Source organism: Phormidesmis priestleyi ULC007 (assembly GCF_003003695.1).
In the GTDB taxonomy this organism is placed as follows: domain Bacteria; phylum Cyanobacteriota; class Cyanobacteriia; order Leptolyngbyales; family Leptolyngbyaceae; genus Phormidesmis_A; species Phormidesmis_A priestleyi_A.
Map to the genome: position 1 here is coordinate 146,170 of NZ_PVWG01000002.1, position 24,039 is coordinate 170,208.

At 47.9% G+C, this 24,039-nt stretch carries 21 protein-coding genes; 8 read left to right on the forward strand and 13 right to left on the reverse strand.

The features are described from left to right. The first annotated feature begins 194 nt into the window (after nucleotides 1–194). Complete coding sequence (locus C7B65_RS03040; protein WP_073069426.1) at nucleotides 195–674, forward strand: flavin reductase family protein; 480 nt, start codon at nucleotides 195–197, stop codon at nucleotides 672–674. A gap of 16 nt (nucleotides 675–690) precedes the next feature. Here the strand turns inward: C7B65_RS03040 and C7B65_RS03045 are convergent, their stop codons facing one another. The 5 genes from C7B65_RS03045 to C7B65_RS03060 form a co-directional block, all read right to left on the reverse strand. Next, the gene (locus C7B65_RS03045; RefSeq protein ID WP_106253894.1) at nucleotides 691–1,266 is read right to left on the reverse strand and encodes a DUF2808 domain-containing protein; all 576 of its coding nucleotides are present in this window, start codon (nucleotides 1,264–1,266) and stop codon (nucleotides 691–693) included. 797 nt (nucleotides 1,267–2,063) lie between these two features. After that, entirely contained in the window at nucleotides 2,064–2,216 is a 153-nt protein-coding gene (locus tag C7B65_RS27600; RefSeq protein ID WP_181314318.1) for a hypothetical protein, read from the reverse strand. Nucleotides 2,217–2,433: 217 nt separating this feature from the next. Beyond that, complete coding sequence (locus C7B65_RS03050; RefSeq protein WP_219898322.1) at nucleotides 2,434–3,042, reverse strand: DUF3318 domain-containing protein; 609 nt, start codon at nucleotides 3,040–3,042, stop codon at nucleotides 2,434–2,436. 75 nt (nucleotides 3,043–3,117) lie between these two features. Beyond that, a complete protein-coding gene (locus tag C7B65_RS03055) occupies nucleotides 3,118–3,246 on the reverse strand; it encodes a hypothetical protein (protein WP_106253895.1) in 129 nt (42 codons plus the stop codon). Between the two features lie 94 nt (nucleotides 3,247–3,340). Beyond that, nucleotides 3,341–3,838: a Photosystem I reaction center subunit III gene (locus C7B65_RS03060; protein ID WP_073069428.1), complete on the reverse strand. Its 498-nt coding sequence runs from the start codon at nucleotides 3,836–3,838 to the stop codon at nucleotides 3,341–3,343. 164 nt (nucleotides 3,839–4,002) lie between these two features. Here C7B65_RS03060 and tsaD point away from each other — a divergent pair, with 164 nt between their 5' ends. Then, nucleotides 4,003–5,070 (forward strand): tRNA (adenosine(37)-N6)-threonylcarbamoyltransferase complex transferase subunit TsaD, encoded by a 1,068-nt coding sequence (tsaD, locus tag C7B65_RS03065; RefSeq protein ID WP_073069429.1) that lies wholly within the window; start codon nucleotides 4,003–4,005, stop codon nucleotides 5,068–5,070. Here the strand turns inward: tsaD and C7B65_RS03070 are convergent. Further along, complete coding sequence (locus C7B65_RS03070) at nucleotides 5,034–5,618, reverse strand: hypothetical protein (RefSeq protein WP_073069599.1); 585 nt, start codon at nucleotides 5,616–5,618, stop codon at nucleotides 5,034–5,036. The two genes, tsaD and C7B65_RS03070, sit on opposite strands and share 37 nt — an antisense overlap. A 109-nt stretch (nucleotides 5,619–5,727) precedes the next feature. Here C7B65_RS03070 and C7B65_RS03075 point away from each other — a divergent pair, with 109 nt between their 5' ends. Then, nucleotides 5,728–6,060, forward strand: coding sequence for a DUF565 domain-containing protein (locus C7B65_RS03075; protein WP_073069430.1), 333 nt, complete (start codon nucleotides 5,728–5,730; stop codon nucleotides 6,058–6,060). A 21-nt stretch (nucleotides 6,061–6,081) separates the two neighbouring features. Here C7B65_RS03075 and C7B65_RS03080 read toward each other — a convergent pair whose 3' ends face one another. Beyond that, on the reverse strand, nucleotides 6,082–6,717 hold the full coding sequence (locus tag C7B65_RS03080; RefSeq protein ID WP_083582648.1) for a chromophore lyase CpcT/CpeT: 636 nt from the start codon (nucleotides 6,715–6,717) through the stop codon (nucleotides 6,082–6,084). A gap of 134 nt (nucleotides 6,718–6,851) precedes the next feature. Here C7B65_RS03080 and C7B65_RS03085 point away from each other — a divergent pair, with 134 nt between their 5' ends. Beyond that, the gene (locus C7B65_RS03085) at nucleotides 6,852–7,043 is read left to right on the forward strand and encodes a hypothetical protein (RefSeq protein WP_073069431.1); all 192 of its coding nucleotides are present in this window, start codon (nucleotides 6,852–6,854) and stop codon (nucleotides 7,041–7,043) included. A gap of 326 nt (nucleotides 7,044–7,369) precedes the next feature. Here C7B65_RS03085 and C7B65_RS03090 read toward each other — a convergent pair whose 3' ends face one another. The 3 genes from C7B65_RS03090 to C7B65_RS03100 all read right to left on the reverse strand — a co-directional run bounded on the left by C7B65_RS03090 (nucleotide 7,370) and on the right by C7B65_RS03100 (nucleotide 11,712). Beyond that, a complete protein-coding gene (locus C7B65_RS03090) occupies nucleotides 7,370–8,110 on the reverse strand; it encodes a hypothetical protein (RefSeq protein ID WP_073069432.1) in 741 nt (246 codons plus the stop codon). 225 nt (nucleotides 8,111–8,335) lie between these two features. Further along, nucleotides 8,336–10,903, reverse strand: coding sequence for a peptidase domain-containing ABC transporter (locus C7B65_RS03095; protein ID WP_073069433.1), 2,568 nt, complete (start codon nucleotides 10,901–10,903; stop codon nucleotides 8,336–8,338). Between the two features lie 50 nt (nucleotides 10,904–10,953). Then, entirely contained in the window at nucleotides 10,954–11,712 is a 759-nt protein-coding gene (locus tag C7B65_RS03100; RefSeq protein ID WP_073069434.1) for a foldase protein PrsA, read from the reverse strand. Between the two features lie 508 nt (nucleotides 11,713–12,220). On the opposite strand from C7B65_RS03100, the gene C7B65_RS03105 reads away from it, so the two are divergent. Further along, nucleotides 12,221–12,856 carry a peroxiredoxin gene (locus C7B65_RS03105; protein ID WP_073069435.1) on the forward strand — a complete coding sequence of 212 codons (636 nt, stop codon included), beginning with the start codon at nucleotides 12,221–12,223 and terminating at the stop codon, nucleotides 12,854–12,856. Between the two features lie 229 nt (nucleotides 12,857–13,085). Next, nucleotides 13,086–15,062: an NACHT domain-containing protein gene (locus C7B65_RS03110; RefSeq protein ID WP_073069436.1), complete on the forward strand. Its 1,977-nt coding sequence runs from the start codon at nucleotides 13,086–13,088 to the stop codon at nucleotides 15,060–15,062. A gap of 213 nt (nucleotides 15,063–15,275) precedes the next feature. Here C7B65_RS03110 and C7B65_RS03115 read toward each other — a convergent pair whose 3' ends face one another. Next, nucleotides 15,276–15,668, reverse strand: coding sequence for a hypothetical protein (locus C7B65_RS03115; protein ID WP_073069437.1), 393 nt, complete (start codon nucleotides 15,666–15,668; stop codon nucleotides 15,276–15,278). A gap of 188 nt (nucleotides 15,669–15,856) precedes the next feature. Here C7B65_RS03115 and C7B65_RS03120 point away from each other — a divergent pair, with 188 nt between their 5' ends. Together C7B65_RS03120 and C7B65_RS03125 are read left to right on the forward strand one after the other, a co-directional pair. After that, on the forward strand, nucleotides 15,857–16,981 hold the full coding sequence (locus C7B65_RS03120; RefSeq protein ID WP_073069438.1) for a site-2 protease family protein: 1,125 nt from the start codon (nucleotides 15,857–15,859) through the stop codon (nucleotides 16,979–16,981). Between the two features lie 276 nt (nucleotides 16,982–17,257). Further along, the gene (locus C7B65_RS03125; protein ID WP_073069439.1) at nucleotides 17,258–18,442 is read left to right on the forward strand and encodes a sensor histidine kinase; all 1,185 of its coding nucleotides are present in this window, start codon (nucleotides 17,258–17,260) and stop codon (nucleotides 18,440–18,442) included. A gap of 161 nt (nucleotides 18,443–18,603) precedes the next feature. On the opposite strand, the gene C7B65_RS03130 is transcribed toward C7B65_RS03125, so the two are convergent. Together C7B65_RS03130 and C7B65_RS03135 are read right to left on the reverse strand one after the other, a co-directional pair. Further along, entirely contained in the window at nucleotides 18,604–23,532 is a 4,929-nt protein-coding gene (locus tag C7B65_RS03130; protein WP_073069440.1) for a DUF4132 domain-containing protein, read from the reverse strand. Between the two features lie 54 nt (nucleotides 23,533–23,586). After that, complete coding sequence (locus tag C7B65_RS03135) at nucleotides 23,587–24,018, reverse strand: hypothetical protein (RefSeq protein ID WP_073069441.1); 432 nt, start codon at nucleotides 24,016–24,018, stop codon at nucleotides 23,587–23,589. Nucleotides 24,019–24,039 lie beyond the last annotated feature (21 nt).

Below are 24,039 nucleotides of genomic sequence, written 5' to 3' on the forward strand. Positions count from 1 at the left end.
TGATTGCTAGAACCATCGGCTTTGCCATTAGACAGGACTTACGCATTTTCCAAAACCTCGGAGGTTTTAACCAAGGCGACAGAGTGGCTTAAACCTCGGAGGTTTGCGTAAGTTTTATTAGAGATGATTTTTCGGTTCCATCCTTCTAAAATGAGTAGGCTCAACCCTAGAGAACAAACGAGGTATAGGCTCCGATGCTAGACGAACAGGCTAAAAAAACGATGTTGCGGAAAATTCCTCACGGGCTGTATGTCTGTGGGGTTAAAGACGGAGAAGAAGTCAATGGCTTTACGGCGAGTTGGGTGATGCAGGGGTCTTTTACGCCTCCGCTCGTGATCAACTGCGTTAAGCAAGACTCAAAATCTCATGCCATGATCCACTCTAGTGGCGTGTTTGCCCTTAGCCTTTTAGAAGATGGGCAAAAAGACATGGCACAGAAATTTTTTAAGCCTCAGCGGCGCGTTGGCAATAAATTTGAGGAGATCGAGTTTTATCTGGGCGAAACAGGTTGCCCCATTATTTCCGACTCGCTGGGCTATGTTGAGTGTCAGGTAGTCGGCAGGGTAGACAAAGGCGACCACACCGTTTTTGTGGGTGAAGTGATTGCGGCCGGAGTGCATCGCGAGGGCAACCCTCTCCTACTCGAAACCACAGGCTGGCAATACGGCGGTTAACTCTAAGTTCAGCATTTTATCTAAAAAAGAAGGGGTGTCCACTTTCATAGAAGTTGAGCCGCCCAAATCCTAAAAATTGCCCGTGGGTTTTCTCACCGGGAGGAAATGCTGTGACCCCAAACAAATAAACGCCGCCGTAGAGAGGATTACGATCGGGAGACAGCGCGATCGTCACGATCTTTCCAGGTGGCAGAGGCGGATTGAAGTTAACCGTCACCGTGCGCGATTTACGATCGGTTGTGATCTCTCCGAGTGGCAATTTTGTGCCGAGTCGCTGGCGGGTGCCCTCAAACGCCTCAATTTCTTTGGGCGAAAATCTTACAGTGTCGGTGCCCTCGTCTTGCATGATCGTCACCCGCTGCAAGGGTTCTCCAGCATTTTCTAAGTGGTTGAGGGTGAAATAGTAAGTCACCGACCAAGCATTGACAGAATTGTTAGTGCTGGAGGCTCCCACAAATCGGGGAGGCGCAATGAAAAATACAGTTCCGTCTGAGAGTTGTACCGCTTGAGTGGGTGAGTGAGGCGTGGCGATCGCGCCCACTACAGCGAGAGAGACAGCTCCTATAGACAGCGCAAAACGACGAATCATCATCAGAAATAGTTTTGGTTAAATTAAAAGCAGCGAATCGTTAGGGCAGATTAGGTTCAGTTTAATCGATTCATTATCTAGCTTGCTTTGTGTTGTTATTTAAGCGATCGTTAACTTCTATTAAATTCAGTCTTTATCTATTAAAAGTGACCCCACTTCTAGAGAGCGGTGCTAAAGTTTATATAGACACAAAGAGATGCAGTATCTTCACTCTCTTAAATCTTTTGCTTTTGGGTCTGTGTCTCCTGCCCAAAGCGCCTGCAATTCCCGAAAAGTACGTTTTAGCTCGCAACTAGTCTAGTCGTAGTGTTGTTGAAAAAGGAGGAATAGCTCTAGTTTCATGCCTACGGAATTGTAGTCACTGTCCCCTTATAAAACCTTCGTTTGTTTATAATCTTTCTTCAATGAACCTGACACGTTTCCGTCAGGTTCATTGCCCTTTTAAAGGTAGTTTTGTACGATCGCCCTCACTCTAGGGAGAGGGAACTAAAGACTCTAACTCCCTTCTTCTCCTTAGAAAGGTTAGGGATAAGGCAGAAGACACCTACAAATTTGACAGGTTATTGATCCACGTAGTTCGACGAGTTTTTTCGCTTCGTTGTCAGCGGCTTTTGCCCCCTAAATCCCTCATTTTGGGGGACTTTGAACCGGAATTTTTGGCTTGAAGTCCCCCAAAATTGGGGGATTTAGGTAGCTCTCCCGAATTCACAACCGGAGCAACCCCCTTCTATCTAACTGACGTTGATCCAGATCCTGAGTAGATCAAGGGGTAGTTAACGTTAGGAGTGCAGAGACGAATTTTACCAGTCTGAAGACTGCTTTTTGTCTGAAAGCTCACCTTCGTAAGGCTGAACCCCAGTTTCAGGGTAGGAATCATCATTAAGCCCAAAAATGCGAGTTAAGGCTCCAGAGACGTAACCAATCACATCTTTAATCACTTTGGGAAGGTTCATAAAATTCACCTCTAAGCTAGGTAGATTGTGTGGGAGAGCAGCCTATCGATGTAGCGGGCTGATAGCACTCTTCAGTTGATAATAAGATTATGCACAACCTGATTTAGTTTGGGTAGCAAAAGACTTAATTGTTTAGATGATCTTCAGAGTTCTCGATAATTCTAGCTTTCCTGTAAGTAGGCCGAATTAAACTTACGAAGTAAGGATTAAATCTTCTTTAGTCTCGTCGCAACTCTTCTGGAATGCCGATCGCAGAAAGCCCCGCGATCGCTCTTAAACTTTGACCCCTTAACAACTCAATAAAACTTAGCGGACGTTTCTCAAATTGAGCCACCGACTCGATTGCAGATAGCAAATACCCGGCTGCATCCGTTTCGCTATAGCCTCGCCGTTGAGCCACCTGAAGCGCACGCTCATCTGCATCGAGTTCGAGGCTAGTGCTGTGGTTGTTGCGCCAAATTTGAGTGGCCGCGATCGCGCTCAAGGCACTCGCTAGCGCAACGCCCACAAAATCTTGCTGAAAAAGCTCTATGCCCGTTCCTACTACGCCTGCTGCGACGAGTCCAAAATTTAGGTTGGGCTGAAACCATTTGACAGCCCCTAGCCAGCTAACCGTGCGTAAGATCAGCAAATCTCGCTGGGTTCTGGGTAGGCGACTCCAAAGGTCAAAGTTGATATAGATGGGGCGATCGCGCATCCACGGCATCGGAAATGGGGCATCAATCACCCACCGTTGCTCTGGCTTGCTCACAAGCTTAGTAGCCATGCGCCCAGAGGCTGGCATCACATCTAACAAGCGGCGAATTTCTGGCTCTGGGTTCATCATTCCCTGATTTTAAGGCAACCGGGAATCGATCGCGGATAATCGGTTGACCCATTACCGCGATCGATCGCCCTGTTCTTACAGACCCAAAGACAGCAAGTCTGGTGAAACCGAGTTGATCAAAATAAACACGGTGAGCACAAGACTCGTAAACAACACGGCTAACACAGCAGCGTTAGAAAAATATTTCAAGAGAGCAGATGGCATATTGAAACCTCCTAGAGATATAACGCTTTAGTTTGAACTTTAGATTTTGAGGCTAAGAATGATTTGAGACTCAAAATCTACTCACTCTCAAGTGCTAACGGGGCGAAACAGGAATTTTAGAATCATCCTCTTGGATTTCACCTGTGAGTATTTGCTTGACGAATGTCAAAGGCCAAAACAGGGCAGCAATGAAGCTTTGAATCGCAACAGGCACATCGATTTGAACTTCTTTATATTCATTGGTGCCATTCTTATGCACGGTTTGCAGATAGTTGCGGCCTGCCCAGCCTAACCAGCCAGCCAAATATAAGAACAGTAAGCCAGGAATAATAAACTCGCCTGCATGGTTAAGACGACCGTCTGTGATCAGATGTGGCAATCCATCATCTTTGCCGCACAGCAACCCAGAATCTGCATATTTTTGAAACCGATCGGCCGCCGTTGCGCTGACAGAATCTTTAGCGCGTTGAGCAAACATCTCAGAATCACGACAAGGAACGAGCAAACCAGACACGTCTGATTCAGCCGAGGCAGACGGAGCAACCCCAACCCAAAGGGCAAAGACCAAAATTAAAGCAAACAACTGTCGCATAGAATTGTTTCCCCTTAAATAAGAAGAGTGAGCGATGTAAAAAGACGAGACTTTTGTAGGACTGAATTCTCTAACCTGTGCAGCGTTCTAATGGTGATTAGAGATGCTCAGACAGAGTTTAAGCTACTGTTGAATAGCCCATTCCTTCAAAAAATTACCAGCAAATGGCAACGGTTTTAGCAATTGAAACAAGTTGTGACGAAACGGCGGTGGCGATCGTTAAAAATCGTCATGTGATCAGCAGCATTGTCTCATCTCAGATTGCCATTCATCGTCAATATGGCGGCGTGGTGCCGGAGGTCGCATCTCGTCAGCACGTCGAAATTGTCAATCAAGCGATCGCGCAATCGCTCACAGAATCGGGACTTGGTTGGTCAGACATTGACGCGATCGCAGCCACCTGTGCGCCGGGATTAGTCGGTGCGCTCTTGGTCGGGTTGACGGCTGCCAAAACGCTGGCACTGGTTCACCAAAAACCTTTGATTGGCGTTCATCATTTAGAGGGACACATCTACGCCTCTTATTTGACTGATCCGACTTTAGAGCCGCCTTTTCTCTGTTTATTGGTGTCGGGCGGACACACCAGCCTGATTTACGTCAAAGAGTGCGGTGTATACGAGATTTTGGGACAAACTCGCGATGATGCAGCAGGAGAAGCTTTTGATAAAGTGGCCCGATTGCTGAATTTAGGCTATCCGGGAGGCCCAATTCTCGATCGTCTCGCTACCGAAGGCAATCCCAAAGCCTTTCCGCTCCCAGAAGGAAAAGTTTCAAAGCCAGAAGGTGGATTTCATCGCTATGACTCTAGCTTTAGTGGCTTAAAGACGGCTGTTTTGCGACTAACCCAAACGCTTCAGCAATCAGGTCAACCGTTACCTGTGAATGACATCGCCGCCAGTTTTCAGGCAACCGTTGCAAAAGCGCTAACCAGACGAGCGATCGCCTGTGCTTTAGATTATGGACTGAACACGATCGTGGTCGGCGGTGGCGTGGCGGCAAATAGTGGGTTACGGCAACACCTACAAGATGTAGCCAGCCAGCACAATCTACGAGTGCTGTTTCCCCCAATGAAATTTTGCACCGACAATGCGGCAATGATTGGCTGCGCGGCAGCAGAACATTTTGAGAAAGGACATCGCTCACCGCTGACTTTGGGCGCACAGTCACGATTGCCTGTGTCGGATGTGATGAAGCTCTATGGGTCTAACGCTAATTCCCACTCTGCTGACTGACTATTCCAAATAGGTTGGGCGGTTTCTCCGACAATATAAGGGCCCCAATAACGCTGTGACCCATCTTGAGCAAAGGCAACCACAACATCGCCTTTTTTGAGCCTAACGGTACGATCGGGCAGAGACACCAATAATCCCTTTTCGCTGCCTTCACTAGGTGAAAAATCCCAGTGAACCGGAGAGCCAAACCCCGCAGGAGCGGTCTCGCCCGATTTTGTATTGGTCGTTTTAGGTTGACGAGAGAGTAAGGCAACTCGGAGGGGATGACTCGATCGATTACTCACCCGCAAGGTGCCTTGATGGGCGGCGGTCATAGCAGGATCAGGCTTATCGATGGGTGAAGCAGTGCTGGAAGTTTGCCCAGAGGGTCTTGTCTCAAAGGCTTTCTGCTCGCTTGCTTGAGAAGGATCGGTCTTGATAATTGGAATTGAGTCGGGTTCTGTGACTCCGACTTCGATTTGAAATCGCCTCGACACTAGCCATCCACCGACTAGCAAGACAGCCATCGCTAACGCAATTTTGATCGCAGGGTTCCCTCTTGTCTTCATTTCGTTCATCCACCCCGCAGCCTCTTCTTCTACTCTAGTAATAGCAATCTCCAGCCCCGATCGGGGAGAATTTTTTCGATCGCTTGACCTTTACCCCTCCCCTTTTTTGATGCAAAATACTCGCCTCAATGGTCTGCTAGGAGCTGTGACTGATCAAATCGGTCAATTGTTTCAAAATCCGTGGCGGCGAACCTCGCTGTTGTTGATTAGTCTGCTCTTTGGTTTTTATGTAGGCACCGCGATCTCAACCACCGCAGGGCAGATGGCACAGTTGGACATTGTGGCGGCAGCTATTCTAGTGGTGTTGACCGAGGTGATTAGCCGGGTAGTTTATAGTCGCAGCGATCGAGTCCGGCGATCGCTGCCCGCAGAACTGATCAACACCCTCAAAATCGGCATGACCTACAGCTTATTTATCGATGCGTTTAAGTTGGGAAGCTGAATGCGCTCAAGAGCCAACTGATCACTTTCTAAACTGATAGGATTCGGTTTTTGCGCCCCAAACTTGTTTGCCGTCAGCCCCATAGCCGCGATCCCAGGTGTCCATTCCTACTGAGTGAAGCGTGATTTGATTAGTGATTCTCACGGCTCCTCTGACGTTAGCGGGGCAGCCATCGATCGGCGTTCTTCCGGCATAATCGTTGCCCGATCGTTTGAGAAAAACATTGCAAACGGGCTTGCCGAGGTCACTCAATTTAACCACACGGGCGGCTTCTGGCTGATTGCACAACCCAATCCATGCCTTTGGGTTGGCGGGGCGAAAAGAGCGCGATCGAATCGTCTGACTATAGGCGCTGGGAGAGATTTGCAGAAACCGTTGGCGATAGGGGCTGGCTAACTTTGCTGAAAGCGCTTGTTCTTGATAAAGATAAACCGTGTTGGCTTCTGGCGACGCATCGCTCAAGCTGATCTTGCAGGTCGTCATTCTGACATTTGGAGCTTTGGAGTTTGCGGCGGCTTGAGCAGAAGTATCCATCACCCCTGACAATCGGTTCACCACATCATTGACTTGCTCGATCGATTGCCCTGGATCGGCTGCCAAAACTGGCACGGCAACGGCGAGAAGACAGAGACTCAATAATAGTTTGAAGTCATTCATTTAGAATTTTTGAGATGCGATCGCCTCATAAGCCTTCTTAATAGATTAGAGACCCTCACCTCGATTAGCAAGCGTTTAAGATAATCAATGAACACACTGCTATTAGCCGAGCTTTGAGAATTGGAGACGAGACTATGGAGATCAACTGTGCCGAAGCTTGCAAAAACGGCTGCGTTTTGGGAGACAAATGTCCCAATCTAGAATATAAAGATCAGACATCCAAGTTCATTCAAGAAACGTCGCTCGATCAGATGATCGCGATCGCAGAAGAAGCCGCCCGCAAAAAAATGACGGCTCCTCCACAGTGGATATTGCCCGAAGATTAGACAAAGACAAACTCAAACAATGGCACCTCTCCTGCGGGAGAGGGAACAAGATTTCTAGCTTCCCTCTCCTGCACGTAGTTGTTAACAGTCACTTTGTTGAAGGACGATCGCTGAAACGATGCCAAATTTTCACCAATCCATCAATTAGGAATAATTGGAAATTCGACCAAAACCTCGGAGGTTTAAGCCACTCTGTCGGTCCCGATGCTTGATTTTTGGTTAAAACCTCCGAGGTTTGCGTAAGTCCTACTTATGCGTAAAACAACCGCGATCGACTGCAAAAAATAGTGTGACAGTTTCTCACTCTCAAGAAGCGTTCGATCGCACTATCGAACATTAGTCGAACTAGCAACAGTCGCGATCGGCACGCCTCGAAAGGGAACCGTTTCAGGAATCTGCAAGTCAACCCGGTTTAACCCGGCTGGAACTCGCAGCATCACCATCACATCAACCGACTCACCCGGGCGCAAACTGTAGAGCGAAAGCGCGTTGCCACTAGGCGTGCGGAAGTTGAGGGCTGGATATCGCATATTGGTTCGAGAATTAATGGCAGCGGTTTGAGCGAGATCAATATCGCTGCCGCGCAGTTTCTCACGCAGCCGCTGAACGCGCAGTTTCAAATTTACAACATTTGAATCACTGGCTCCGTTGACCCGATCGGCAGACAGCAGCTCAATCCGTCCATCTCCGTTATAAACAGGTTGGACAAAACGACCCGGCTCAATGCGTTGCGCGATCGGCAGCAAATTGCCTAGAAGGGCAAACGATCGGATACTCTTTTGAGACGCAGAATTAGCAGCGATCGGACGGTTAGCGGCTTGCAGAATTGCCTCAACATCTCGGTGGGTTCTCACAGCTTGAACCACTGCAATGCTGCTGAAAAGAAATGCCACGATCGAGAGCAGCAAGGCTAGCCCAGCCGCCGTATCGGTTGCTAAGTTGCTGCCCCCAACTCCTTCACTAGGCTTGGGACGAGTGACATTAGGACTAATATTAGGGCGAGGTGAACGCTGATCGATATCTTGCTCTTGAAATTTGGGTCGCTCAAGGTTACGTTCTTGTACCATGATATTTACCCCGAAGTGTGCGATTTGTTCAAGCTTATAAGAAGAATTAACTTTTTTGCTCCTTCCTAAAGGAGTGACTTCTAATTGGCTTTTTCATTCATTTGTCATAGGCAATTTAGGACGTTTTGATAGCCGATTTGACGAAACGATCGCGTTCTCAAGAACCTACTATTTAAACCAAAAAAGGGCGCTGTAATTGCGCCCCTTCAGAGTTTTGTAGAGCTTTTACACCGAGGCTTGCTGACGTTGGTAGAGCGACCAATATAGTCCTTTCGATCGCAGCAACTCGTCATGAGTGCCTTTCTCAGCGATTACGCCTTTCTCCATTACCAGAATTAGATCAGCGCGTTTGAGCGGTGCAAATCGGTGAGCGATCAGAAACACGGTTTTGCTTTCGGCAAGTTTTTGCAGGTTTTGCAGAACTTGCTGCTCGGTTTCACTGTCTAGAGCACTCGTCGCTTCGTCTAAAACCAGCATCGGGGCATCTGAGAGAAATAATCTGGCTAAAGCCACTCGCTGCCGTTGTCCTCCTGATAGGGCAGTGCCTCGCTCACCAACACTTGTCTCATAGCCTTGCGGAAGTTCGCTCACAAAGTCATGGGCGACGGCTAGCCGCGCCGCTTCGACCACCTGCTCTGCGGTCACATCGGGGCGACCTAAGCTAATATTTTCTAAAACGCTACCGTTAAAGAGAAAGTCTTCTTGCAGCACGACCGCCATTTGGCTGCGAAGTGAATGCAGATCGGCGCTCTTAATATCAAAGCCATCAATCAAGATCCGACCTGATTCGGGCTGATAAAGTCGCTGCAACAGCTTAGATAGCGTGCTTTTACCAGAACCACTGCGCCCAACTACGCCGATCAGCATTCCCGGTTCTGAGGTGAACGAGATGCCTTTTAGCACAGGCTCTTGCTGAGGGTTGTAGCGGAAAAAGACTTGATCAAACGTCGTTTGACCTTTGAGCGGCGGCAGCACCAAACCTGATCCGGGTTCTGCTTCAGGGGCGACGTTGAGAATGTCACCAATGCGATCGACCGACAGCAACACCTGCTGCAAGTTTTGCCAAAGCTGCACGAGGCGAAGCAACGGCCCCGTGACCCTTCCCGATAGCATTTGAAACGCAACCAACTGACCCACGGTTAATTTCTGTTCGATCACCAAGTGGGCACCAAACCATAAAATCAGCAGATATGAAAGGTTGGTGAGAAAGTCACCCAGATTTTGGCTGATGTTGGAGGTTGTAGACGCTTTAAAACTGGTGCGAATATAGCGGGCGAATAAACCTTCCCAGCGATCGCGCGATGCCTTTTCTGCCGAGTGCGCCTTAACCGAGTGAATGCCCGTAATCGTCTCGACTAAGAAAGACTGACTGTCGGCACTGCGGTTAAACGTCTCGTTGAGCCAGTTCCGCAAAATCGGAGTGGTGGTCAGTGTCAGCGCTGCATACAACGGCAATACGGACAACGCAATCCCGGTAAGCGGAACGCTGTAGAAGAACATTAACGCTAGATAAACTACGGCGAAAAAGCTATCTAGAATCACTGTCAGAGCAGTTCCAGTTAAAAACTGGCGAATCGTCTCCAATTCCTGCACTCGTGCGACGGTATCGCCCACTCGTCGCGCCTCAAAGTAAGACAGAGGCAACCGCATCAAGTGACGAAAAAGCTGCGCCGACAGACTCAAATCCAGTCGTCGCGCCGTGTGGGTGAAGATAAATAGACGCAGAATTCCGAGAACCGCTTCAAAAACTGCCACCGAGAGCAGCGCGATCGCCATTACATCCAGCGTTGGGATGCTGCCCTGCACCATCACCTTATCAATGACTACCTGAGTAATCAAAGGAGTAGCTAATCCCAAAAGCTGCAAAGTAAATGACGCGAATAGCACTTCGCCCAGCAGACCTTTGTATCGCCAAATCGCAGGTAGAAACCAGCTTAAGTTAAACCGTTCCTGTTTTTGAATCGGCTCGATTTGCCAGAGTTGCCCATCCCAGCGCTGTTGGACGGTCGATCGGTGAATCGCCTCACAGTTCATCGTCGGATTGATCGGATCAGCGATGATCAAGCGATCGCCCCGCACCCCATACGCCACGACCCAATGTGGCTCCACTTGAAAAGAAACTGCACCCTGTCCCTCGCCTGCCTCCTGCTCTCTACCCCACAGCATCATTGCCGGAAAATTGAGCAGTCGCAAACTCTGCCAGTTGGTTTCAATGCGCCGAAGCTGTAGCCCCAATTTCTCTGCTGCATCAACGACGTTTGTGGGGCGCTGCCCGCGAAGCTGACGCTGCACCCAATCCATCTGAGCCGGATTTTGTAAATGATTAGACACCATCGTCAGACAGGCGGCTGCCGTATTCATTCCGGCTACAAACGGAAAACCATTCACCGACTGAGCAGAGTGGTCACTTTCTGGCTGATAGCGGCGGCGCTGAATGGCCCAAAAGCGATCGATCTCCACTGAAGACAGCGATGACCAGTTACTTGCCGTCCACTGCACAATTTGCACATCGTTGCTGGCGGCTCGTGCCTTCCAACCCGGCAGTTCTAGCAGGTCGCCCACCCACTCACCGGGCTTTAGCAACAGCGATCGCCCGTCATCGGCGACCAGACGCACCTTGCCCGCTAAAACAATCAGTTGCACATCGGGCGTTTCTTCTGACCAGAGTAACGCTCCAAGCTTACAGCGACGGATTTCGGCTTTAGTCTTAAATTGAATCTGCTGTTCTGGGCTGAGAAACGACAGGGGCGGTGACTCCCAGGGCAGATTTGCAGCAACGTCATTAGTAATCATGGGGCTTTTGCATTAAGGCTAAATGGGGGGTTAAAGGCGATTCTCAAAATTTACTCTACCTGAAGCTTGACGGTCATTTTTTGGATTTTTTCTGCTAGCCAGCGCTCAAATAATTCAGTTTGCAAAGTTTGTCGTAATTGCTGATTATCAAGCGTTGCCGGAATCACTTGCTCGACTCTAAACAATGCCCAACGCTGCTCAACCTCGATCGGCCCAACCAGATCACCCGGTTCGGCAGAATCGATCGCCGCCCTAATCTGATCGGGCATCGTGCCACGACTCACCGGGCCCATCATGCCATTGGAGATGCGATCGTCGGCGATCGAGTGTTCTTGAGCGAGTTCTTCAAAACTCGTCCCTTCTTGAATCTGAATCTTTAGCTCATCGGCAAGTTCTTGATTTTCGACGATGATGCGAGAGAGGACGACGCGATCGAGAAACACCTTACGCTCAATAAAATATTCTTGCAGCTTTGCGTCTGCAATCACACTCTTGAGCTTTTCAACTTTAAAGTTTGAGTTAATTTGACTATGGAAGGTCGAATAATCTGACCCGTTGCGATTGAGCCATTCTTGAAAAACCTTCGGGTCGGTCAACTGCTGCTGAAGGCGGAAATCAATCACCGCTTGCTCAATTACCGCCGAATTAATATCCAAATCTTCTCGATTTGCGATTTCTTGTTCTAATACATATTGCCGTAGAATATCGCCCAAAAATCCTTGCAGTTTCCCAGCAGTCTGAAGATATTTCAGACATTCTCTTAAACTAATTGATTGCTCGTCAACGGTGAGAAAGGCTTTAGCGTCCATGAGTTTGTTTAGTTACCCGGTGTTCAAGTTTGATGTTAGCGTGCCCAAAACTACGGTATTTTCGACCAGTGCTTTACGAAATGTCTCAGAGATTTAACGGAAGCTATCGTGATTAAACTTGAAGATCTAGGGTTTCCGACTCCGCAATTTCAACCAAATATCTTAAAAATTAAGCTGTACCTTCATGATTCTTACTGGGTACTGACGTAAAATCACGCTACAAATACGGTATCTTCATAAATTGGGCTTCAGCTTTAAATTTACGAGTCTAAGAAGTCTGGATTAAATAAAGTGGGATAGCCATCTCGGTTGTCTGGGCAGGCAAGATGCCTACCCCACAAGATCTACATCTTATTTAATTCACATTCTTAAGTTAAAGATTTAGAGAGGGCGATCGCTCTCACAACCTTTAACTAAAATCGTAAATAGATCTGAACTCCGACCGGGAAACCGGGGTTTTATGGCATGATCTGTAAGTAACTATCTGCGATCAACAGGAAAATCGGTTATGGCTCTCCGACTAGGCGACACAGTTCCCAACTTCACTCAAGACTCTTCTGAAGGCACTATCAATTTTTATGACTGGGCTGGCGATAGTTGGGTGATTTTGTTCTCACACCCCAAAGATTTTACGCCCGTCTGCACCACCGAGCTGGGCACGGTTGCAAAGCTTAAGCCTGAGTTTGACAAGCGCAATGTCAAGGTTTTAGCGCTCAGCGTCGATGATGTCAACTCTCACACAGGCTGGATTGGTGACATTGAAGAAACTCAAAGCACCAAGCTCAATTATCCGATCTTGGCTGATCCAGACCGGAAGGTTTCAGATCTATATGACATGATCCACCCCAACGCCAACAATACGCTGACGGTGCGATCGGTGTTTGTGATCGATCCTCAAAAGAAATTGCGGCTCACTTTCACCTATCCCGCAAGCACTGGGCGCAACTTTGATGAGATTTTGCGTGTGGTTGACTCGCTGCAACTCACCGATGATCACAGCGTCGCAACCCCGGCTAACTGGACAGATGGCGGCGATTGTGTGGTGGTGCCTTCGATTTCTACTGAAGATGCCAAGAAAAAGTTTCCTAAAGGCGTGACCGAACTCAAGCCTTATCTACGCATGACTCCCCAACCCAACAAATAAGGGTGACAGAGATCTCACAATTAGTCCAAGTCAACATTTAAATTACGAGGGTAGGTTTAGACCTGCCCTTTTTTTAATAAATTTCATGAAGACGATCTGCCCGTGAAAAATCTTCTAAATTTATACAATTTCAGTCAAGCGATGGATTGTCGATTGAGAAGAAGCTTGTAAGTTCGTAGATGTTGAGGAGTGTATAAGATCTTGAGATTAAGACCAGAAGTTTTATTTCATGGTTAAGCGATCGCTACGGGCATCACTTTCTGGGGTTGAGCAAGCAAAGCGCGCCTTTGCTCATACGGGATGGACTCAAGAAAATCTAGCAGGAGAAGTCGGTTTAAAGACACGTCAATCAATCTGGCGGTTTTTTACGGGGCAGCCGATCGAGCGTCAAGTTTTTCTAGAAATTTGTTTAATATTAAGCCTACATTGGCGAGAAATTGCGGTCGATCCTCCCGCAGACTTTCCTGAACCTGGAGCGTTTGGCACAAAGCTTAATTCCCAGGGAACCGCTCAGGCTTCTGTTTTAGATATCGACACTTTGGTACAACAGGTACGATCGCAGCGTCAAGACAAAATTCAAGATCAGTGCGGCACCTTGCAGTTATTAGACGTTAACCACCCTGTTAAAATTGACGACATTTATATTGATGTCAACACGTTAGAGGAGATTCCGAGCCAGCAGTGGTTAGAGTTGGCTGATTTGCAACGCTTTACGCCTAAAGAATGCGATCAATCTGGACTAGGGGATGTATCCCAAACCCAAATTGCGGGCATGAAAGCAGTCAAAATCTACTCGAAACTGCGGGTGTTGGGCAAGCCAGGGGCAGGTAAAACCACTTTTTTGCAATATCTCGCGATCGGCTGCAACCGAGGTATCTTTGCGGTCGATCGAGTTCCCATTTTTATCACTCTGAGAGATTTTGCTGATGAATCTAGGGCAGCAGGCGAGTTTAGCTTACTCAACTATATTCGTGAAGAATTTCTCACTTCTGGGATTTCAGAGGTGGCTGAAACTCTATTTCGCGAGGGCAGAGTGTTGCTATTGCTCGATGGGTTAGACGAAGTACTTGACCAAGAGCGCAGGGTCGTTGTGAACGAAATTCGCAGACTCTCAGAGAAGTATCAAAAGAATTTGTTTGTCGTCGCTTGCCGCCCAGCGACCCAAGCCATTAATCTTAGACGCTTCACAGATGTTGAGATAGCTCCGTTTAGTCAAGATCAAATTGTGGCTTTTGCTCAAAAGTGGTTTACAACTCTGACAAAAACCACGATTCAAGCGGGGCACGAACAGGCAGTTCGGTTTATTGAGACATTAGACTTGGCTGAAAATATGCCCTTCCGCAGGCTTGCCGTTACGCCTCTATTTCTCCACCTCGCCTGCTGGGTCTTTCATCACCAGGGAAAATTTCCTACCAAGCGATCGGAGTTTTATAAGCAATGTTTAGATCTCTTGCTCAACAGATGGGACGAAACTAGAGGTATTGAGCGCGACGAAATCTATCGCGGCTTTTTATTGCCCCAAAAGCTGAAGCTGCTGAGTCAAGTTGCCACACTCACGTTTGAGCAAGGAGATTACTTTTTTGGACAAGAAGCCGTCGAACAACAAATTGGTGACTATATCCGCGATTTGCCCAATGCTGCGATCGAGCCAGAGGAGTTGCAATTAGAGAGTGAAGGCATCCTCAAGGCGATCGAGCTACAGCACGGACTCTTGGCAGAACGGGTGCAAGGGGTTTTCTCCTTCTCCTATCAGATATTTCAAGAATATTTTACGGCTCGAAAGATTGTAGCCAGTCACAGTCTGCAAGCCTCCGATCGAGCTTTAGAACGGCTAGTCAGCCATATCACTGAACCCCGCTGGCGAGAAATCTTCCTGCTGACGGTTGCGATGTTGCGAAGTGCAGACTCTCTAGTGCAGTTGATGAAGCAACAAATTGATGCGATCGTGGCTCATGATCCCTACCTGCAAGATTTTTTAGCGTGGACAAGCCAAAATCTTGCCACTCCGCCGCCTGCTGCAATTCGCTGGCACTTCAACCCTGATCAGCAGCAGGTGTTGCAGCGATACTATGATGCAAACCAATTGTTGCTCGACTGCCTCAACAGCAACTGTGAAGTAACGGCAGCCGTGCGGCAGCAGATTGAAACCACTTTATTATTGCCTCGAAAAGAACTTAAGGAGCGGGAATGGGGCAGTGCTTTCTGAAAAGCCATTTAAGTTAATTGTTTGAAGACAAAATTCCGCAGACCGCCCTTACCCTAATTCCCTCTCCCCAAGGAAAGGGAAGGCAGATTCATACTTTGATTCAGCAATGCCCAAAAAACAATGCACCCTTTAGCCAGGACTAGAGGATGCATTTTAGGTTTGCGATTAGCGAGAAGACTTTAACCGATCGTGCTGAGAAACGGATTGGCTCAGCTATGCTTCGGTGATTTCTTCGGGAATCGCTTCGGTGGTTTCTTCTGTCACTTCTTCAACGATCGCTTCTGGCTGAGGTTCAGGCGCGATCGGAGCTTTGACAGGTTTTGGGCCCCGCATCAAAGCAGGATTCATCATCTGCTTGGGTTCATCGTCTTGAGAGCCTCTCTTGCCTCTGCCTGATGAACGATCGTTGCTCCGTCCCGACGAGCGATCGTCGCTTCGTCCGGCCGGACGATCGTCGCTTCGTTCTGATGAGCCTGATGAACTCGATGAGCGCTGAGGCTTTGCAGGAGCAGAAGGCTTAGAATCTGAAGCTTGGGAAGTGGCATCAGACGAATTTGACAAATTCTCGGTCTGCCGCTCAGATTTCTTGATGGGACGTTCTACCATGGGTTGCTTCTGTTGACTCCTTTGGTATCATATCTTGCCAAGCGACAGACTGAACTGATTTCTCGCCGCTAACCGAACGAATATTAGGCGGCTTTCACACCGTCAGGAACCTGAGAAAGTTGTTCACACTTCGTTACACTAAAAACATCAGTTAAGCGTGAACATTCTATAGGGTCAGAGGTCGCTGTATGAACGGCAATATTCGCATCGGTAATCTGTTTGGCATTCCTTTTTACGTTAACCCGTCCTGGTTTTTAGTGCTGGGATTATTTACCTGGAGCTATAGCAGTGGCATTACGGCTCAATTTCCAGCGTTAAATAGTGGGGTGCCTCTGCTATTGGGTTTAGTAACTTCTCTACTGTTGTTTGCCTCAGTGCTGGCACACGAGTTGGGGCATAGCTTTGTTGCACTACGTCAAGGCATTGGGGTGCAGTCAATTACGCTGTTTTTGTTTGGCGGACTTGCCAGCCTCGACCAAGAATCGAAGACTCCTGGCGAAGCATTTTGGGTGGCGATCGCAGGGCCAGTTGTCAGCCTTCTGTTGTTTGGGCTGTTGAGTCTGATGACATTAGCAACTGGCGCAGCTACGCCTTTGACTGCAATTCTCAGTTTGTTGGCTTCTGTTAACCTCGCCTTAGCCCTGTTTAACTTGATTCCTGGGTTGCCGCTTGATGGTGGCAATATTCTGAAAGCATTAGTCTGGAAGGTGACGGGCAACCCCTATAAAGGAGTTGCGTTTGCCAGCCGGGTTGGGCAGATTTTTGGTTGGGTCGCGATCGCCTCTGGGCTGCTGCCGCTGGTTATTTCAGGTAGCCTTGGCAGTGTTTGGAACCTATTAATTGGCGTGTTTTTACTGCAAAATGCAGGTCGAGCTGGACAGTCTGCCAAAATTCAAGAACAGTTTATCGGGCTGACTGCGGCAGATGCGGTTGCCCTGAACAGTCCAGTCGTTTCTGCACAACTTTCGCTCAGAGAGTTTGCTGATCAGCAGATTTTGAGCCGCGACAACTGGCGTAAGTTTTTGGTGACCAATGCCGAAGGGCAACTGGTTGGTGAGATTGCGATCGATGCTCTGCAAACCCGATCGGTTGAGCAGTGGGTTGATACTCAGGTTCAAGACTTGATGAAGCCGATCGAGCCATCGCTAACGGTTGCATCGGGTCAACCTTTGCTAGAAGTGGCGAAGCTGCTAGAAGAAAAGCAACTGCCTGCGTTAACCGTCGTTCGTGATAATGGGGTTTTAGTTGGAATTCTAGAGAAAGCCTCGATTCGAGATTTGATCCAGCGTCGCACTCAAGCAACTCCTGCCTGAGTAATCGGAGTTCACGCGCTTGCACCCTTTGTATGCAAGAAAAGGCGTTGCAGAATGAGGAGATGAAATGGCTGTAGGGGTAGCGCCCCCGTGCCTACCCCTGACGGAGGGCAACCACGGGGGGATCGCCCCTACCCAAATCATCGCTACGTTCAGGAATGCCGAAAGTTTTTGACTGTATATTACAGATTGAGTTACGATCGGGCGAGCTGATTCTAGTTTGTCTAGACTGGTCAAAGCCCTGCGATTTTTCCAACAAACTCTTTATTGCATGCCATGTTGGATCTGAGTCAACTTCTGAGTGAGAAAATCGAGGTCATTACTCAACAATGGGTAGAAGCTGTCTCCGACGATCGTCAAATTAAAAGCGCCGATTCTTTGCCTCGATCGGCGATTAGAAACCATATTCCGATGGTTCTTAAAGCGCTAGTGACGATTTTGTCACAATCAGAAGTGAGTGACACTCAGACAGTGATTCGTGACAGCTTAGTTCACGGTTCTGAAAGAGCCGAACAGGGCTTTGATGCGGCTGAGATCGCACGAGAGTATCATCTTCTGCGGTCTGCGCTGTTTAGAAATCTTCAACCAGATCTGATTAACACAACGACAGCGGAAGTATTTAGGGTAATGTCGCTGATTGATCAAGTGATCGATGAAGCGACCGCGCAGTGTTTTAAGAGTTATATGCAAGAACGATTGCAAGAACTAGAGAACCTGCAAACTCAACTGATGTTTAATAATGAAGAACTGAGTCGATTAATCCGGGCAAGCCAAAAAAACTTTTCTCATCTTGCCCATGAGCTAAAAACGCCTCTGAGTTCGATTATCGGTTATTCAGAACTATTTTTAAGACAGCAGCGACGATCGGAATTAGAAGATTCTGTTCCCAGTTTAGAGCATATCGATCGGGTGGTGCGAAACGGTCGCCGCTTGTTGCGATTGATTAATGATGCTCTAGAGCTTTCTCGTAACGAGACGAGTGAAATTGAGCTTCAACTAGAATGGACAGACGTGCGATCGGTGATTCATTCAGTTCTAGAAGTGGTACAGCCGCTAGCCGACGCACGAGCATTGCCTCTTTTATGGAACTGCACTCCAGACTTCCCTTCAGTGTTGATAGACTCGTTTCGTCTGCAACAGATTTTGATTAATCTCATGAGTAATGCCATTCGCTATACTCAAACGGGTAGCGTCACTTTGGCGTGTTGTGTTCTGAACAATGAGCAGTGGACTATGAGCGTCATCGATACTGGAATTGGCATCTTGCCAGACGTTCAAGCCCGAATTTTTGACCCCTTTTTTCGAGGGCAGCCCTCTGATGCGAGTCAGATAGCCGATAGCACCGGGTTGGGGTTAGCGATCGTTGATCTGCTAGTGAAGCGACTACAGGGCACGATCTCGGTGACTTCTGAAGTTGGGAAAGGATCGACGTTTACGATCGTGTTGCCCATCGAAACCTAGCGTTGTTGAATAGAAGAATAATTTGGGTAGGGGCAATCTCCCCGTGGTTGCCCTCCGTCAGGGGTAGGCACGGGGGCGCTATCCCTACAGCCATTTCATTCCCTCATTCAACAATGTCTAAAACCTCAGATTCTGTAAGCCTTTGGCCAACAATTTCCGGCTTAAAGAATTTGTTCCAAAATTGTTGGGTCTTGAATCTCCTTATCCTTTGAGAGCAGCACCACTTTAGAAATCACTTCTGCTGTTTTAGGGTCATTATCAACAAACGGCAGAAAGATCCGACCCCGATGCTGAGAAGCTACTGGAATGATGCAAAGCGCTCCTCCAGGTTGACGGTGAACTATTGCACTCCCTAGGTGAATCGAATAGCTGCCCAAATGCCCCTCAATCAAAACGTGCTTGCTCTGAATTTGGACATTTGAAAGCTTCAGCAAGCGGCAAGTTTCTCGCACCAAGGTCGATCGCATTTCCACGGTCGAGGCAGTGGCTTCTGGATCGACTCCGCCTTGATGGGCCACACTCACCACTAAATCTAAATCTCGCATCACTTCGCTGAACAAAGCGGATGGGACTTCGTTTAAGGGCAGTGGTTTCCATTCATCGCGGCGGTAGAACCGCACATCTGCGATCGTTAATCCTTCCACTTCCAGCGGCGTATAAAATCCATTCAGAAAGTCTACTTCTGCGATTAACCCTTCTGTGTGAAAAGTGCGCCGCACACCTTGATCGGGTGACGTAATCCAACCGCGTTGACCAAATAGCGCGATCGCTTGTCGCGGATTCACCTGATGTCCTTCATAGCGATGCGATATCTGTTCAGATTGCTCTGCGGCAGTCGGCACATACAATTCGCGGAACACTTGCTTAAACGGTTGGGCGCGAGACTGATTAAAACAATCTTGCTGCCACAAATGCCACTCGTTGGATTGTAGTAGATCATACGGGTGAGCAATACGAAGTGTGTCAGATTGAATCGCTCGAATGGTTTCGTCATGGTGACGTAATCCAGTTTGCTCTAGATAACCAATGTCGCGATCGTCCACTAGAATCAGTTGATTCAACATTGGCGCAAGCACGGGATGATTGCGAAGCTGAATCAATTCGTTAACAGCAAAGCGATCGCCGCGACACATGGCTTGCTCTAACGAAATCCGCATTCGAGAAGCTTGTTTGGTGATGTCTTGTTTACGGCTGGTGAGTACTTGAATTTGAGGATCTTTCTTGAGCTTGATAGGGATGGATTTGAGCGGTTTGCCAGCTTTAGACACTGCAATTTCGGGTTCTCCTAGTGCATTGATCGATAAGCTGATACTCACCGTGTCGATCGCAATAGTTTGCGCCTGACCTGCGAGATCGGCAACAGCCGCCGCTTCCATCGCCCATTGCAGGCGTTGTGGATCGATGAAACCCGCAGTTCTCGCTAAGTTTTCTAAGCCAATTTCGACCGCAAGTTTTTCACTAGCTTGACGCTGAGAGCCAAACTTTTTGCTCGATCGTAGAAACTCCTGAAGCAACTGATAGCGATCGAGCAGTTCTTTTTCACGTTTCTTGCCTTTGGGTAAGGGCAACAATCCCAAAGCGCGAACCGCATCTTGATGGCGTTTTTTGAGGATGCGATCGCGAACTTCTCCAGATTCAAGATTGCCCAGCATTGCATCTGCAAACAGTTTTGCACGTTGATGTCCGCCTCCACTCGAGGCAAACTGTGCCATCTCATAAATCTGTTGCCAATGTTCCTTTTTCAATCGCTTCCGAATGCTCAAAAACCAGGCAACATCAACCGCGCCATCCATCAAACTTCGAGTTGAAAGCGGTGTGCGTTCGCTAATTTGAGCCTCCCACGTTTCTCGCACATCTTGCTCAACTGACCAGCTTGTGTCTTTGGTGTGGGCATGAATCCACCACACTGCATCTGCCAGCCCAACCCAACTTAATGAATGTTCAACATAGTTCACCCACTGGGGCGCGTAGAATGCAAACTGAATCAGTTTCTCATCTGCGATCTGAGCCGACATCACACGCTGTTTAAACTCTTCGGGCGTGTCTTCTGGAGCCGGAAAACTGACTCGCATTAAATGACTAAACACAGTCGCTTTGCTGAGATTGTTGTAGCTATAGCCTCGCACCAGTTTTTCTTGTCCTAGCGCTTGAATTAACTGGACTATTGTTGAAATTCCGGTCAGCGATCGCAGAGAACAAGCTGCACTCGAAGCCGCTGTAGGAAAGTTGCCCCGTTGAAGTTCAACTGCGAGAATGCGTTGTCGAATGCGATCGGCAATTTCACGTAAGTATGGCAATGCTTCATAACTATGTGGTTTGCGTCGAGTGAGTTCGGCTAGTTCTGAAAAATGGGTTCTGAGGGTTGCTTTTGCCTCCGCTAATGTTCCGGGTGTCAATTCAGGCTGTGCTGTTAGATCTCGCTCTGGTGCGCCGACTAAATGAAAGATTAAATCTGCTTCCTTGGCTGCTCCAGCTTGATAAGCAGCATGAACATCCCACACGGTTGTCACTGAATAGTAAGACGGAATCCAGCGATCGAGCCAGCGATTTAGCTGCCACCATCGTACTCGATAATCTTGTTGTTGGTCTTCAGGAATTAAGAACTCATACGAGTATGCATAACGAATCCAACTGGCTAGGAAATTATTAGCACAACTGCGAACTCCCCAGTAATGGTTATTGAGCCACTCTGGATTAGTAGATAGTGTCTCCGCTGGAATCAGTTGGAGAATGTGAGCGATCGCGTTTAAGATAAACTCCGAGGCTTGCTCAGGCGGATGCTGATAGATCAGCCATCGGATTACAGAATTTACAAGACTAGGATACCGAAGCGATTGCTCTGGTAGAGTCACTAAGTTTTCCAGAGTTGTTGTGAGAGATTGCAAGCTTATTTGGTTTTCTACAGCAAATTCATCATTTTGTTCGCGCTTTCCAAATGCGGGTGCGATCGCACGAAATAATTCCAGCCCATCTTCGTCGCGTAATCTAGAAGTTCGCTGCTGCCACCAATTTTCCCAAACATCGCTCAAAGGTAGATTTGCACGATTTTCGGATTGGGAGAGACGAAGATCAACGCTCGGAAATTCTGAGTTCAAATTGCCCAGTAAGTCCTCTTGTTCCCCCTCCCAAGCTGGAAACTTCACGGGGGTTTGTCGATGTTCGTGAATCAGTTCATCGAGTGCTATTAAACAAGCCATCGAAGCTGGAGTGTTAAACGTGACGTGTGCGGTAGGTTCTGGAGTTGCGATCGGTGTTAGTTCAGCAACATTGATTAATCCCAGCGCATCAGTTAGTGTTACTTCTTTGGTTTCAGGTTCTAGAATTGTTGCCAGCCATTGTTCTTCGGTTGTTGTTTGCTTTGATTGTCGTGCTTGATACTCGATCGCTAAAGTTCGACAAGATTCAACGGTTCTCTGACTCAACACTAGCTCTCTCAGCAGTTCTAATCCAGCTTGCCGTTGGGGTGCTTGCTTTGCTTGTAAAAGTCGTTTGGCAGACGCGATCGCACTTTTATCTGATTGATTTAGCAACAATCCTAAAATCCCTCGTCGCAGATCACTCGCTTTGCGCGTCATCAACTGTTCAATCTGAGTGCTTTCGTCAGTCGTAATCGTGCATTGGTGCAACAGTCGAATCACTTCTTGTCGAACCCACTGCTTCGCATCGCCAACCAGCTTAAACAATGTGTCTCGAATCTCCGCATCCCAAGGTTGCACTGCTGCTAACAATTGCGCTACTTCCTGCCGTTTGTAAGCATCCATCACCGACAAAAACGGAATTAACCGTTTGGGCGATCGTGTTCCTAAATGATGCACTAATGCAGTTGCAACTAGCCCCTGACTTGACTCTAGCCGCATCCATTCCCAAACGATCGCAGAAGTTTTTGGCTTTTCAGGAAAACGCGGTAGATTTTTCTCTAAATGCTCGAACACTTCAGACGTTTTCAATACCTCGTCTGCACAGTATTGAAATGTTTGAACTGCATGGGTTGCAACCTGTAAATCGGGATCGTCGATCGCATCGATTAACGCCAATCGCGCAGGCGTGATGCTTAACTGAGTTAAGAAATGGACAACAACAAAGCGATGGGTGGGTTCGCAGTGCTGCAAAAGAGGAACAGCAGTCTCGATCGCCGCGATCGCATCTCTAAATCCCAAGCTCCAAAGTGCTAGATAAACCGTCTGTGGATCAGAACTTTCTAATGCCGATTGTTGAGCCGTTTCATCGCCTAACAATTCGCTGACTTGAATTAGAATTTGCTTGGCTAACTTTTCATTCAGCGACTCTAACCCAAAGCCAAACCAAACATCGATCGCCCGAACTACAGCACTAAACCGGGTCAGATTCTCTGCTACAATCAGCCGCAACATTCGCTCAAAGGCGATCGGGTGTGCTTCATCAATGGTTTCTAAAATCGTCTGTCTTAAACCTTCTTGCCGCTGTGCTGCCAGCAACAATCGTTCAACAAACTCCCAACCCTCTGGTCGATTTGCAACGAGCAATCCGCGAGTGATATGTCGTCCCATCACTCCAATTTCATGATCTCCCTGAGCCGAATCGAGCAGAATTTGAAAGATAGTCTGTCCTAGCTCATCGCCTTGATTAATCGCGGCTGCAAACAAGATCCCAAATGAATCTATCCCTCTTCGCAGATAAGGAACCCAAGCCGCAAACCAAGTTAGATCTTGGTCATATCCCTCTGCTGCCTCAATCAAAATTAGGAGCCAATTTCTCCGATTTTGCTGAAACTGTGGGTGATGAGGTGCGCGAAACGATCGCCGAGAATATCCCGATTGATAAGGCAACTGAGTATGAAGATTCCAAGCCGCAGTGACGATCGTGCCAAACTGTGGAAACAAGCAATCAAAAATTGGAGTCGGATCATCAACACGGTCTAACTGTTGCAGCGCTGTGTCTCGGTATTGATAGATCTCTGTTGACGAAAGACCATCCGCACGATGACCTATTAATGCATAGGCGATCGTGCGGCTCGGCTCCGGCAATGCTGCAATTTGTTGAAGTCGCTGCGATCGCCAATTTTTGTCATAAACCTGCTTTAATTGAGCTTGTGCAACTTCAGGATTCAGCATCTTTCCAAGGCTCCTACAAAAACAACGCAGCAAAATATGACTTATTGTTCCCAATCACCCGCCGACTAATGGAACCAATCGCAGAAAAAGCAACTGCGATCGCGCATTTAGCACCACTTGCGCTTCTAGATCTTCAATCTGCTCATCATCTAAAAACACAAAATACAGCCCATCTATAAACGCTTGAAGTGCAGTTTCTACGGCTATTTGAACGTCAACAGCTTGGTTTAACTCACTGCCACCCGCATCAATTTTGCCTTGTTCTACCCCCAGTTGAATCTGTTCAGGACTCAAAATCGTCAACAGTCGCCGTTGACTTTGCCGCGTTTTAAAGGCTTCGACCTCAGCTTGAACAATGTGAGTGAGGAGCGATCGCAGCGTCACTTCTGCGTCGCCCATTTCTTCTGATAAGAACAATTCCCAATTGGCGAAAGTTGGGCGAGTCTTGCCCATAACTTTGCCAGAAATGGTGAGTTTTGTAGTCATAGAAAGAAAACTGATTTAGAT